The sequence below is a fragment of the Mycobacterium sp. genome, from assembly GCF_035640695.1.
In the GTDB taxonomy this organism is placed as follows: Bacteria; Actinomycetota; Actinomycetes; order Mycobacteriales; family Mycobacteriaceae; genus Mycobacterium.
This window is the reverse complement of sequence record NZ_DASQVQ010000140.1, coordinates 1-13,304: the sequence shown is the minus strand read 5'-3', so window position 1 is coordinate 13,304 and position 13,304 is coordinate 1. Positions and strand designations below refer to the sequence as shown.

Annotated in this window: 9 protein-coding genes and 1 pseudogene; 7 read left to right on the top strand and 3 right to left on the bottom strand. The window is 67.4% G+C overall.

What is annotated here, in order from left to right; translation table 11 throughout:
* Positions 1-41 precede the first annotated feature (41 nt).
* Positions 42-470, top strand: a complete 429-nt coding sequence (locus VE759_RS16555; protein ID WP_324934378.1) for a DUF3499 domain-containing protein — start codon at positions 42-44, stop codon at positions 468-470.
* 78 nt (positions 471-548) lie between these two features.
* On the opposite strand, the gene VE759_RS16550 is transcribed toward VE759_RS16555, so the two are convergent.
* Entirely contained in the window at positions 549-3,191 is a 2,643-nt protein-coding gene (locus tag VE759_RS16550; RefSeq protein ID WP_324934376.1) for an ATP-binding protein, read from the bottom strand.
* A gap of 416 nt (positions 3,192-3,607) precedes the next feature.
* On the opposite strand from VE759_RS16550, the gene VE759_RS16545 reads away from it, so the two are divergent.
* Genes VE759_RS16545 through VE759_RS16530 form a run of 4 tightly spaced genes read left to right on the top strand, consistent with a single transcriptional unit; the run spans position 3,608 to position 8,309 of the window.
* Positions 3,608-5,035, top strand: coding sequence for a phosphomannomutase/phosphoglucomutase (locus tag VE759_RS16545; protein ID WP_324934374.1), 1,428 nt, complete (start codon positions 3,608-3,610; stop codon positions 5,033-5,035).
* On the top strand, positions 5,032-6,114 hold the full coding sequence (locus tag VE759_RS16540) for a TobH protein (RefSeq protein WP_324934372.1): 1,083 nt from the start codon (positions 5,032-5,034) through the stop codon (positions 6,112-6,114). Before VE759_RS16545 ends, VE759_RS16540 begins: the two co-directional genes overlap by 4 nt.
* 3 nt (positions 6,115-6,117) lie before the next feature.
* Positions 6,118-7,344, top strand: a complete 1,227-nt coding sequence (gene manA, locus VE759_RS16535) for a mannose-6-phosphate isomerase, class I (RefSeq protein WP_324934370.1) — start codon at positions 6,118-6,120, stop codon at positions 7,342-7,344.
* A 44-nt stretch (positions 7,345-7,388) separates the two neighbouring features.
* Positions 7,389-8,309, top strand: coding sequence for a cation diffusion facilitator family transporter (locus tag VE759_RS16530; protein ID WP_324934368.1), 921 nt, complete (start codon positions 7,389-7,391; stop codon positions 8,307-8,309).
* 4 nt (positions 8,310-8,313) lie between these two features.
* On the opposite strand, the gene VE759_RS16525 is transcribed toward VE759_RS16530, so the two are convergent.
* On the bottom strand, positions 8,314-9,744 hold the full coding sequence (locus VE759_RS16525; RefSeq protein WP_324934366.1) for an FAD-dependent monooxygenase: 1,431 nt from the start codon (positions 9,742-9,744) through the stop codon (positions 8,314-8,316).
* Positions 9,737-11,134: an oxidoreductase gene (locus VE759_RS16520; protein WP_324934364.1), complete on the bottom strand. Its 1,398-nt coding sequence runs from the start codon at positions 11,132-11,134 to the stop codon at positions 9,737-9,739. The genes VE759_RS16525 and VE759_RS16520 overlap by 8 nt, the downstream gene beginning before the upstream one ends.
* A gap of 54 nt (positions 11,135-11,188) precedes the next feature.
* Here VE759_RS16520 and VE759_RS16515 point away from each other — a divergent pair, with 54 nt between their 5' ends.
* Complete coding sequence (locus VE759_RS16515) at positions 11,189-12,655, top strand: amino acid permease (RefSeq protein WP_324934362.1); 1,467 nt, start codon at positions 11,189-11,191, stop codon at positions 12,653-12,655.
* Between the two features lie 125 nt (positions 12,656-12,780).
* Positions 12,781-13,304 (top strand): annotated as a pseudogene (locus VE759_RS16510) (alkane 1-monooxygenase); the annotation flags it as partial.

Here is a 13,304-nt window from a genome sequence, read left to right as displayed (position 1 = left end):
TCCGGCACCGCGCTGGGTTTGCGCACGATAGCCTCTCGGACGTGAACGTTCCGCGTCGCTGCTGCCGGCCCGGGTGCGCTCACTACGCGGTGGCGACATTGACGTTCGTCTACTCGGACTCGACTGCGGTCATCGGCCCCCTCGCCACGGCGCGCGAGCCACACTCGTGGGATCTGTGCGTCGGCCACGCCGGCCGGATCACCGCGCCCCGCGGCTGGGAGCTGGTCCGTCACGCCGGGCCGTTGCCGAGCAGCCCCGAGGAAGACGATCTGGTCGCGCTGGCCGACGCGGTGCGCGAGGGACGCGACGGCGTGGTGGTCGGCACCGCCGCACTGGACGGCTTCAGCGATCCTGCCCTGGGCCAGCCGCTGGGAGTAACCACCGGCGGGGTGCTGGTGCCGCCGGTTTCTCGTTCCGAGCCCGGGCGTCGACGCGGCCACCTGCGAGTGTTGCCCGACCCACCCGAATGATTAGGGTCGAGAACGTGCGGAATTGCCTCCGCAAGCCGGACCGGCCGCCGGCCTCGCAATCACGTGGCCGAGCGTGTGTCATTCGCGGGCGTCGAGCAAGCCCTTGATGACCGTGACCGCGGCCCGGCCCGACGCGGCCAAGTCAAGCGTGCTGCCGACAGCGCGTTGCTGTTCGAAGGCGGCGGCGCCCAAGCGGGTCCGCAGCACTGACTCCGCCGCCGAGAGCCGTTCGAGTTCTTGGCCGTAGCTTGCAGTATGGTCCGGCCGGGTAACGGTGCCGAGTACTTGTGCTGCCGCGCAGTCGGCCCCGATTTCGGTCAGAGTAGGCACCAAATTGCGCATGGTGGTCAACAGATGTGACCACGATCCGACGTCAAGCCATCGCTCCATGACGTCGACATACAGCGGAAGCGCTTCGCGAGCCGGGGCTGTACGCGACTGCAGCGTGATCGCCGAAACCCGCGCGACGCCGCCCACATAGTGACTGCCCGCCGCGTCTGCCAACCCGATTGCCCGCTTGAACGCTGCCAACGCGGTTGTCGGGTCGGCGTCGAGCAGCACTTCGCCGTGCATATAGGCCAGCCAACTCTGATTGGTAGGGCTCAACGTGGCGTTGTCGAACCACCCATCAACCTCAGTGAGATACGCGCGCGCCGCATCCGCTTGGGCTGCGTAGGCCAAGGACATGACTACGCCGATGTGGCCGATCAATTCGTAGTAAGTCTCGCCGGTGCGGCGGCCCATCTTCGCCAGCTCAGACCACCAGCTGTGGGCTTGATCGAGGTCGCCTTGAAATACGCAGGTGTCACCAAGTGCTTCCAGTGCGCGACATCGGGTTTGGTCGTCGGCAGCATCGGCGAGTGCGCTGCAGGCCAGCTGCTGGGCGAAGTCGAGCTGCTCAGCTATCACGTACCGATAGGCGATCGATGAATCAACCGCCGCGCGGAGGTCGGGGCGTTCCTGGACCAGGGGAACCAGTTTCGCAGCCCAGCTGAGCAGTTCGGTGTGCAGTCGCGATACCCCAAACCGATGCAACGACATCGACATCTGCACCGCGGCCTCTATGTCGATGCTGCGGGCCCGGGTATGCGCGAGACGCAGCTCATCGATGATCTCGACGAGCCGCTGATGGGCGGCGGCCTCGTCAGGGGTTTGCAGCGCCGCCGCGGATTGCGCGGCGGCGGCCGCGAAGTACTCCAGATGTCTGCGCTCCGTGACGGCCGATGCCGGGCCGACAACGGAACGTACCGTCTGCAGCATCCGGTAATAGGTTCTGCCCGAACGTATCTCAACGCTGAGTAACGAGTGTGCGGCGAGTTCGTCGATCACCTCGGGCGCGACCTGCAGCACCGCCTGCGCGTCGTCCAAGCGGACGGCACCGGCGAAGACCGTCCACTGTGCCAACGCTTCCCTGGCGCTTTCGGGTAACAGACGTGTGGACCATTCGATCGCTGCTCGCAGGGTACGATGCCGCGGCTCGCCACCCCGGCGAGATAGTCGCCGCAGCGGCGCTGGAGTGGCTACCGACGCCTCGATCTGCTCGCCCAGATCCGCGATACCCAGCGTCGCGACTTGTGCTGCGGCCAGCTCAATGGCCAACGGGAGACCGTCCAGCCGGCGCACGATCGCCGTTACGGCATCCAAGTCGGCCGCAGTGACCACGCCGGGCCGAGCAGCGTCCGCTCGCCGCAGGAAGAACTGCTGGGCCGGCGAATCGGGCCCAGAGCAGTCCAGCGGCTGCAACGGCCAAGCGCACTCATCCGGCATTCCGAGTCGCTCGCGGCTGGTGGCAACCACCCGCATCGTCGACCGCTCCGTTCCCAAGACGGCATCAAGCACCTCGCACACGGCGTCCAGCACATGCTCGCAATTGTCCAGCAGGACAACAAGGTCCATGAAACGCGCGCCACGCAGCGTGACCAGAGGCACGCCACCGCCACTGGTGAGGCCGAGTGCAGTCACCACCGCGGCCGGTACCGCGGCGGCATCGGCCACAGCGGCCAGTTCGACGACACGTACGCCGCCACAATGGGCCGACGCGCGGCGCCGAGTAACCTCCCGGGCCAGCGCGGTTTTGCCGACACCGCCGGGTCCGACGATCGTGACCAACGCTCGCCGGTCGACCAGCTCGGCCAGCGCGGCGAGATCCTCGGCACGGCCCAGCAGGGGGTGCAGATTCCCCGGCGTCGCATCCAGCGCCCGCAGCGGCGGGAACTCCGCGCGCAAGCCGTCCGCCCCCACCTGAAACACGCCGACCGGCATCGGCACATCCCGCAATCGCCGCGGCCCCAGATCGAGTAGGTCAACTCCAGCGAGCAGACCCGCGGTCGAATCAGCCAGCAGGATTTGACCACCATGCCCAGCGGCCATCACCCGCGCGGCCCGATTCAGCACCGCCCCGAAGTAGTCCGAACCACGCAACTCGGCTTCGCCGGTCGCGATGCCCATCCGAACCGGCAGCTCGAGCGTCCGCTGCGCGGCGACCGCGGCGTCGACCGCAGACCGCGGCGAGGCGAACACGGCACACACCCCATCGCCGGTGTGCTTGAACACGCAGCCACCGTGGGCCTCCACAGCCTCACGCAACACCTCATCATGCGCGGCCAGAGCGATGCGCATCTGATCTGCGTCCGCCTCCCACCGACGGGTCGAACCCTCGATGTCAGTGAATAGAAACGTGACGATCCCCGAAGGCAGTGCCCGCGTCGCACCGCCGCTCATCACGACTCAATCCGCGACACGGCAAGCGGCGATCGCGGTTTGGCGGTTCTGGCAGCCAAACAGTCACCGCGTGCTGCGGCCGCGCCGTCCCAACGATTCGTCTGCCCGCTCATCGCGTCCCGCACCCTGATTCCTCAGCGAATTCATGGTATGGCCGTGACGGTGGGCAGCACACAGGTTTGCGTTGACGTTCGGCACGCGCTTGCGCGGCAGAACCCCCGAAGCCGTATTCGAATCTCTGTTCGAGGAATGATCAGCACCGACCTCACGATAGGTGGCTGAGCAACTGAGCAGTGCGCTGAGGAATGGCGCACGTTGGGATACCTGCACTCCGCCAGCACGGCGGAGTTAGCGGCGCCGAGGTTTCAACCGGTTAGGCTGGCGCCCACAGTCCTCATCCGGTCAGGAGTGCCGTAATGTCTCGGCCCGCTGCGGCGGTTCACCACGTGATCAAGGCTTACGACGTTCGTGGCCTTGTCGGCGACGAGATCGACGAATCGTTTGTCACCGACGTCGGGGCGGCGTTTGCTCGGCTGGTGCGCGGCGTCGGCGGGCAGCCGAGCGACTGCGCGAGCGGCACCGAGGATCCGGCCGAACAGGTGGTGATCGGGCATGACATGCGGGAGAGCTCGCCAGCGCTGGCAGCGGCATTCGCCGCCGGCGTGACCGCCCAGGGTCTGAACGTGGTTCGCATCGGCCTGGCCTCCACCGACCAGCTGTACTTCGCGTCGGGTTTTCTGGACTGCCCCGGCGCGATGTTCACCGCGAGCCACAATCCCGCCGCGTACAACGGGATCAAGCTGTGCCGGGCGGGCGCCAAACCCGTCGGCAAGAACACCGGGTTGTCGACCATCAGCGAGGACGTCATCTCCGGCGTGCCACCCTACGACGGAAGCCCGGGCACCGTCGTGGACAAGGATGTGCTGGCCGACTACGGCGAGTTTCTGCGTTCGCTGGTGAACCTCTCCGGGCTGCGCCCGCTGCGGGTGGCCGTCGACGCGGGCAACGGGATGGCCGGGCACACCACACCGGCCGTACTCGGGCCGCTGCCGTCGATCACCGTGCAGCCGCTGTACTTCGACCTCGACGGGTCGTTCCCGAACCACGAGGCCAACCCGCTGGACCCAGCGAACCTCGTCGACCTGCAGCGGCACGTGATAGCCACCCGCGCCGATATCGGGCTGGCATTCGACGGCGACGCCGACCGCTGCTTCGTGGTCGACGAAAAGGGCTGCCCGGTATCGCCTTCGGCGGTGACCGCGCTGGTTGCCGCGCGGGAACTGGAACGCGAAATCGGGGCAACGGTGATCCACAACTTGGTGACGTCGCGGGCGGTGCCCGAGTTGGTGGTCGAGCGCGGCGGCACGCCAATCCGCTCGTGCGTCGGGCACTCCTACATCAAGGCGTTGATGGCCGACACCGGCGCGATCTTCGGCGGTGAGCATTCCGCCCACTACTATTTCCGCGACTTCTGGGGGGCCGACTCCGGCATGCTGGCCGCGCTGCACGTCCTGGCCGCGCTCAGCGAACAACAGCGGCCGCTGTCGGAGCTGATGGCCGACTATCAACGCTATGCGACCTCCGGCGAGATCAACTTCACCGTCGACGACGCAACGGCGTGCATCGACACCGTGCTGAAGTCATTCGGTACCCGCATCCAGTCCATCGACCGCCTCGACGGCGTCACCGTCGACCTCGGCGAAGGCACCTGGTTCAACCTCCGGACCTCCAACACCGAGCCGCTGCTTCGGCTGAACGTCGAGGCCCGAAGCACGGCAGACGTCGACCGGGTGGTCGAGCAAGTCGCCGCCCAAATCGGTTCGCACGCAAAGGCAACGACATGAATGCTGCGCAGTCGGTGATCGACCTCGACGACACCCAAGGTCTGCTCGGCGCCGATCGCAACGGGCTGCTGCGCGCGGCGTCGACGACCGGGGCGCAGGTGCGTGCCACCGCCGCGGCGGTCGACGAAGGCGCACTGGCGTCGGTGGCCGGCGGCGAGCGGCCGCGGACGGTGGTCTGGGTGGCCGGCCGCGGCACGGCAGCGACCGCTGGGGCGATGCTTGCCGCGGTGCTCGGCGAAACCGCCGGGCAGCCGATCGTCGTCGCCACCGGTGCGCCGCCGTGGATCGGGCCGCTTGACGTGTTGGTGGTGGCAGGCGACGACCCCGCCGACCCCGCGCTGGTCGCCGCCGCGGCTACCGCGGTGCGGCGCGGGGCCCGGGTGGTGGTCGCCGCCCCGTACGAGGGTCCGTTGCGCGACGCGACGGCAAGCCGTGCGGCGGTGCTGGAGCCGCGTTTGCCGGGCGACGACGCGTTCGGGCTGTGCCGGTACCTGGCGGCCGGGCTGGCGGCGGTCGCTGCCGTCGACGACGGACTGAGTTTCGACATCGCCGCGCTGGCCGACGAGCTCGACGCCGAGGCGCTGCGCAGCAGCGCAACGCGCGAGCTATTCACCAATCCGGCCAAGGCGCTGGCGCAACGGATGATGTCACACCGAGTGGTGCTCACCGGCGACTGCGGGCCGACGCTGGCGTTGGCCCACCACGGCGGCGGCGTGTTGCTTCGGGTGGCCGGCGAGGACGTCGCCGCGGCGGCGCTCTCCGATGTATTGGCCGCGCTGCGCGATCGGGACGAAACAAGTTTGGGCGCAGGTAATTTCGAGGCGTCGATCTTCCATGACGAACAAATCGACGGCCCGGTGCCCGAGCGCCTGCGGGTCATGGCATTGACGCTGCACGACGAGCGCGCGGTGGTCGCCGCCCGAATCGCCGGGCTTGACGACTTCGACCTGCTCAGCTCGGAGGACGTCCCAGACGGTTCATCGGCGCCGCTGGGCGGCAGCGGCGTCGAGCAGCAGCTGGCGGTGCTGGCCGTGCGGCTGGAGATGAGCGCGGTGTACCTGCGATTGGTTCGGGGCTAGCCGGTGAATCTATTACGCGGTGCAGTTCGCACCTATGCGTGGGGGTCGCGCACGGCGATCGCCGACTTCACCGGAAGACAGACGCCGACACCACATCCGGAGGCCGAGCTGTGGTTCGGGTCGCATCCCGCAGACCCGGCGTGGCTGCAGACCGACACCGGCGAGCGGTCGCTGCTCGACGCGTTGGCCACCGACCCGGAGGGCCAGTTGGGAGCTGCCGTGCGCGACCGGTTCGGCGACACGCTGCCGTTTCTGATGAAGGTGCTTGCCGCCGACGAACCGCTTTCGCTGCAGGCGCATCCCAACGCGCAACAGGCCGTTGAAGGGTTCGAGCACGAGGAGCGGCTGGGCATCCCCGTCAACTCGCCCACTCGCAACTACCGCGACCGCAATCACAAGCCGGAGCTGGTGGTCGCACTCACCGATTTCGAAGTGCTGGCGGGTTTCCGTGAGCCGGCCCGCACCGTGAAATTGATGAAGGCATTGGCCGTATCCGACCTCAACCCCTACATCGAGCTGCTCGGCGGCCAGTCCGACGCCGACGGGCTGCGGGCGTTGTTCACCACGTGGATCACCGCGCCGCAACCCGACCTCGATGTGCTGGTGCCCGCCGTACTCGACGGCGCGATCCACTACGTGCGGTCCGGCGCAACGGAATTCGCCGCCGAGACCAAGGACGTCCTGGAGTTGGGGGAGCGGTATCCGGCCGATGCCGGTGTGTTGGCGTCGCTGCTGCTGAACCGGATCACGCTGGCGCCCGGTGAGGCAATCTACCTGCCCGCGGGCAACCTGCACAGTTATTTGCACGGCTTGGCGGTGGAGATAATGGCCAACTCCGACAACGTGTTACGCGGCGGCCTGACCCCCAAGCACGTCGACGTGCCGGAGCTGCTGCGGATACTCGACTTCACCCCGGCCACCGAGTCGTCGCTGCGGCCCAGGACGATTGAAGACGGCCCGGAGCGGATGTACATCACCCCGACCGACGAGTTCGCGCTGTCGGCTCTGCGGATCGGCGGCGAATTGCTGCGCCACGAGATCGACGCTGCTGTGCGCCACGAGGGCCCGCAGATCCTATTGTGCACAGCGGGTTCGGTGTTGGTGCACGCCAAGGCGACATCGCTGATCCTCGACCGGGGACAGGCGGCCTGGGTGCCGGCCGACGACGGGCCGATCCGGCTCGTCGCCGAGCACCCCGCGGAGTTGTTCCGCGCCACGGTCGGCCTGTAGCCGAGCCGGGACCGACGAGCCGGGACCGACAAGGAGGACGCCAGATGTCGACGGCGGCTAGTACCAGAGCGATCCTGGCGGCGCTACTGGCCAACGCCGGCATCGCCGCCGCCAAGTTCGTCGGCTTCTTGATCACCGGCAGCTCGTCGATGCTGGCGGAGTCGGTGCACTCGGTCGCCGACACATGCAACCAGGGACTGCTGCTGTGGGGCCAGCGCGCGGCCCGCAAGCAGGCCGACGCGCTGCACCAATTCGGCTACGGCCGCAGCCGGTACTTCTACTCGTTCGTGGTCGCGCTGGTGCTGTTCACGCTCGGCTCGGTGTTCGCGCTCTACGAGGGGTATCACAAGATCAGCCACCCCGAGGCGCTCACCTCACCGCTGGTCGCGATCGCGATCCTGGCGGTGGCAATCGCGTTGGAGTCCTACAGTCTTCGCACGGCTGTGGTCGAGTCGCGACCCTTGAAGGGCTCGGGTAGCTGGTGGCGGTTCATCCGGACGTCGCGCAACCCAGAGCTGCCGGTGGTGCTGTTGGAGGACACCGGCGCGCTGATCGGCTTGATCTTCGCCTTGATCGGCGTCGGCCTGGCCGTCATCACCGACGACGCGGTGTGGGACGGCGTCGGCACCATCGGCATCGGCGTGCTGCTCGGCGTGATCGCGGTGATTCTGATGATCGAGATGCACAGCCTGCTGATCGGCGAGGGCGCCACCAGCGAGCAGGACGCCGCGATCCGCTCGGCGCTGGCCGGCACCGACCACGTCGAGCGGCTTATCCACCTCCGCACGCAGTACCTGGGCCCGGACGAGTTGTTGGTGGCGGCCAAGATCGCGCTGGCGCCGCACGTCGAGCTGGCGACCGTCGCCGCCGTGATCGACGAAGCGGAGCGCCGGGTCCGCGCCGCGGTGCCCGCCGCAAAGGTGATCTACCTCGAGCCCGATCTCGACAAGGCGCTGACTCGATAGGACACTAGGCGCCCCAATAGTCGAGGGCGGTGTGCAAACCCGGCGACCGCACATCGGTGCCGACCCACGCGAGGTAGCCGTCGGGACGAACCAGCAGTGTTTCCGGATCACCGTCGGCGCGAACGACTTCGATCGCGCGATCGGTGACGCCCGGCGCCATGCCGTGGCCGAGGAGCAGCACGAAACGGCCATTCCGCAACGCCTCGTACAGCCGCGGCACCGCCCCCGCCAGCGAGACGTCGGCAACACGCTCGCCGACGCGGCCGTCTCCGGCGTAGCCGATCCCGATCCCCGACATCCTCTGCAGGATCGTGCGCATGATCGGTGGAATCCGGCCGGCCATGCGCACCAAGGTATTTCGCAATTGTCGAAGTGCCGGTGATGGCAGCGCCGCTGCGCGGATCAGTGCGCCGCTGGACCGCACCGCCGATCGCCCGACCGGCCACCGCTCCGACTGATAGCTGTCGAGCATGTCGCTCGCACCGCGGCCACCAACCGCGACCGCCAGCTTCCAGCCCAGGTTGGCCGCATCCTGTAGGCCGGTGTTCATGCCTTGCCCGCCGGCCGGCGAATGCACATGCGCGGCATCGCCGGCCAGGAACACCCGCCCCACCCGGTACGCCGGAACCTGCCTCTCGTCGCTGTGGAAACGCGACAGAAAGCGCGCGTCGTGCACACCGAGATCGGCGCCGAAGATGCCGCGCGCGGTCGACGCCACGTCGTCCAGCGTGAGCGGCGCATCCTCCGGCACTTGGTTCGCACGATCCCATGCGACGATTCGGTACCACCCGTCGCCGTACGGAACTACAACGCAGAGCCCAACTTTCGAGCCATGCAACGTCAGCACCGGAGGCGGGTGGTCCAGCCGCACGTCGGCCAGCATCATCGAGCTGACCACCGTCTTGCCGGGAAACGGCAGACCGAGCAGGTTGCGCACCGCCGAGCGCACGCCATCGGCGCCGACGACGTAGTCGGCATGCCAGCTGTGGGTCTCCCCGTCGGGGCCGCGGGCGGTCACGTCGACGCCGTTGTCGTCCTGGGTCAGCCCGATCACTTCGGTGCCGGACACGAGCCGCGCGCCGGCGTCGCGGGCACGGCGGTCGAGCAGCCGCTCGACGTTGTACTGCGGCGTGATGAGCACGAACGGAAACCGAGTCGCGCCGTTGAGGATGTCGAAGCTCAGCGGCGCCGAGTCGAACACGTTGAGCGTGTACATCTTTCGCCCCAGCCCGAGCAATTCGTCGGCGAGGCCGCGCGCGTCGAGTTGCTCCAGCGTCCGGGCGTGCACGGCGAACGCGCGGGTCAGGTTTGATTCGCTTGATCGCTTCTCCAGCACCGCGACCCGGGTGCCGGCGGCGGCAAGGTCACCGGCCAGCAGCAGACCCGTGGGCCCCGCGCCGACGACGATGACGTCGGCGGTTCGATCGTCAGTCAACGGTGGTGGCCGCCGGGTTCGGCGCGGGACGGCCGCTGCGCCCCGCCCACCAGCATCGCATGTTGTGCCGCACGGTGCGACCCACCAGCCGCAGCGACGGCACCATATAGAGGCTGTCGAGCAAGCTGAACCGGCGCAGGAACCATTCGGCCAGCACCGGTTCCGTCTCGGCCGCACCGAGGAATTGGTCGAACAAGTTTCCCACCGGGCGATACCAGCGCGGCGCCGTGCCGCCGGCCTGGTGCAGCACGTGATCGCCGATCGCGTTCATCATCCACACCGGGAACGTGGTCCTGGCGGTCGCGCGGTTTTGCGCGCGCTCCACCTCGGGTTCACCCGACTGCAGAATTCGTCGCAGATGGCCGGCTTGCAGCGCCGTCATGGTCATTCCCATCCCGTAGGTCGGATTGAAGCTCGCGACAGCGTCGCCGAGCGCCACGATCCCGCCAGGTATCCGGTCGAGCTTGTCGTAGCGGCGCCAGCGGCTGGTCGGGTAGCGGTGGAACGCGACATCGCCGATCGGTTCGCCCTTGCGCACCGCCGCGGCGATGTGCGACGGCACTATTTCGTCGGCCAGCGCACACATCTGCTCGAAGTCCTGCGGCGGCTCAACCTTGGCCACTCCGAAGGTCGTCAGCACCCAGCTGCCGTCCTCGTACTGGAGCATGCCGAGACCGCGCGGATTGTCCCGCGACGCTCCCGCGACTACCACCTTCTCGTCGATCAGCCCATCCGGGATATCCACCTGATGCGTCGCGTAGCCAATCCCGACATCGACAGTATCTTCGCGCGGACGCTCAAATCCCCACTGCTGCAACCACACCGGCAGCCGGGTACCGCGGCCCGCGGCATCGACGACCAGGTCGGCCGCAACGAAATCGGCTGCGCCGCGCCCGACCGGGTCGAGCACGACGCCGGTCACCCGCTGCGTGGCCGCGTCGAAAAGCGGGGAAGACACACCGCGGTGCACGATCTCGACGTTCGGAATGGCCGCGACGCGGCGGCGGATCTGCCACTCCAGATGCGGCCGGCTTGGAATGTAGGTGGTGAACGTCTGCTGCATCTGGTCTGGATCGGTGGGAATGCCGAGCACGTGACCGGCCGCGCCGAAGTGCAGCGTTTCGGGCCGGTCCTTCAGGATCGGTACGCCGGCGGCGACCATGTCCGCGAGCAGTCCCGGAAACAACGCGCCGAATTCGTCGGCGCCGCGCGCCATCAGAAGATGCAGATGCTTGTCTTGCGGGACGGCGGACCGGTTCGCCGACGCGTCGGGCAGCACGTCGCGCTCGAACACCGTCACCCGCTGATAGCAGTCCGACAGGGCACGGGCCGCGCACAAACCCGCGATGCTCGCCCCGATAACAATCGCGTGTTCTCGGTGCCTCCCCATGCCGAGGAGGGTACAGGGTAGTTAGTCGACATCCGCCAGAGAAGGGACACCGAGATGGCCGGCAGATTGCGCACCAAATCAATCGAGCAGTCCATCGAGGACACCGACGACCCGGACAGCCGGCTGCGCAAGGACCTGACCTGGTGGGACCTGATCGTCTTCGGGGTATCGGTGGTTGTCGGCGCCGGCATCTTCACGATCACCGCGTCGACCGCGGGCAATCTGACCGGGCCGGCCATCTCGGTGTCGTTCGTCATCGCCGCGATCGCCTGCGGCCTGGCCGCGCTGTGCTACGCCGAATTTGCCTCGACGGTGCCGGTGGCCGGCAGCGCATACACGTTCTCTTATGCCACGTTCGGCGAGTTCGTCGCGTGGGTGATCGGCTGGGACCTGATTCTGGAGCTCGCGGTCGGTGCCGCAGTGGTGTCCAAGAGCTGGTCCAGTTATATCGGCCAGGTGTTCGGATTCTCCGGCGGCACAGCCGATCTCGGCGCGCTGACGCTGGACTGGGGCGCGCTGTTGATCGTCGCGACCCTGACCACGCTCTTGGCGCTGGGCACCAAGCTGTCGGCGAATGTCAGCGCGGTGATCACCGCGATCAAGGTGTCGGTGGTCGTGTTGGTCGTCGTCGTCGGCGCGTTCTACATCAAGCTCGCCAACTACTCGCCGTTCGTCCCGCCCGCGGAGAGCAGCAAGTCGGAGACCGAACAGTCGTTGTTTTCGCTGATGACCGGCGCCGGCAGCAGCCATTACGGGTGGTACGGCGTGCTGGCCGGTGCGTCGATCGTGTTCTTCGCGTTCATCGGATTCGACGTCGTTGCCACGACGGCCGAGGAGACCAAGAACCCGCAGCGCGACGTGCCGCGCGGAATCCTCGGCACGCTCGTCATCGTGACCGTGCTGTACGTCGCCGTGGCCGTGGTGCTGTCGGGCATGGTGCGCTACACCGTGCTGAAGGACGCCGGCGCCAACGCCAATCTGGCCACCGCGTTTTCCGCCAACGGCGTCACCTGGGCGGCGAAGGTCATCTCGATTGGTGCGCTGGCCGGTCTGACCACTGTCGTGATGGTGTTGATGCTCGGCCAGATCCGGGTGTTGTTCGCGATGTGTCGCGACAGCCTGCTGCCACATCGATTGGCGCGCACCGGATCTCGCGGCACACCAGTGCGGATCACCGTGCTCGTCGGTGTGCTGATCGCGCTCGCCGGGTCGGTGTTTCCGATCTCCAAGCTGGAGGAGATGGTCAACGTCGGCACGTTGTCCGCGTTCGTTCTGGTGTCGGCCGGCGTGATCATTCTGCGCCGCACGCGTCCCGACCTGCACCGCGCGTTCCGCGCCCCGGCGGTGCCGCTGCTGCCGATCGCGGCGATCGTCGCCTGCCTGTGGCTGATGCTGAACCTGACCGCGCTGACCTGGATCCGCTTCGCGGTCTGGATGGTGGTCGGCGTCGCGATCTACTACCTCTATGGGCGCAGGCATTCACGGGTAGGCGCCGAACAGGCCACCACTAAGACCGGCTAGCGAACCGCCCACCGCACTCGTTTACAAATTGGGCGCATGTGTATAGACAGACGACAAAATCTGCGGTAGCGTCCACCAGCGAAGGTGATGCAGCTTTCCGGAGGTGGGTTGGCGTGACGGCGGATATGTCGGAAATCGGTCTGGAAATGGGCCCCGAACAGTGGCGTGACAAGAAGCGGTATCTATGGCTGATGGGGCTGATCGCCCCGACCGCGTTGTTCGTCGTGCTGCCGTTCGTGTGGGCGTTGAATCAGTTCGGCTGGCAGACCGCGTCGCAGGCATTCTTCTGGATCGGACCGATCCTGCTCTACGTGCTGCTGCCGGCGCTGGATCTGCGCTATGGACCCGACGGGCAGAATCCGCCGGATGAGGTAATGCAGCGGCTGGAGGACGACAAGTACTACCGGTACTGCACCTACATCTACATTCCGTTGCAGTACGCCAGCGTCGTGTTCGGCGCGTATCTGTTCACCGCGTCCGACCTCGGCTGGCTCGGCTATCACGGTGGTCTCAGCTGGCCGGACAAGATCGGTCTTGCGCTGTCGGTGGGTGTGCTCGGCGGGGTGGGCATCAACACCGCGCATGAGCTCGGGCACAAGAAGGACTCGCTGGAGCGCTGGCTGTCGAAGATCACGCTGGCTCAGACGTG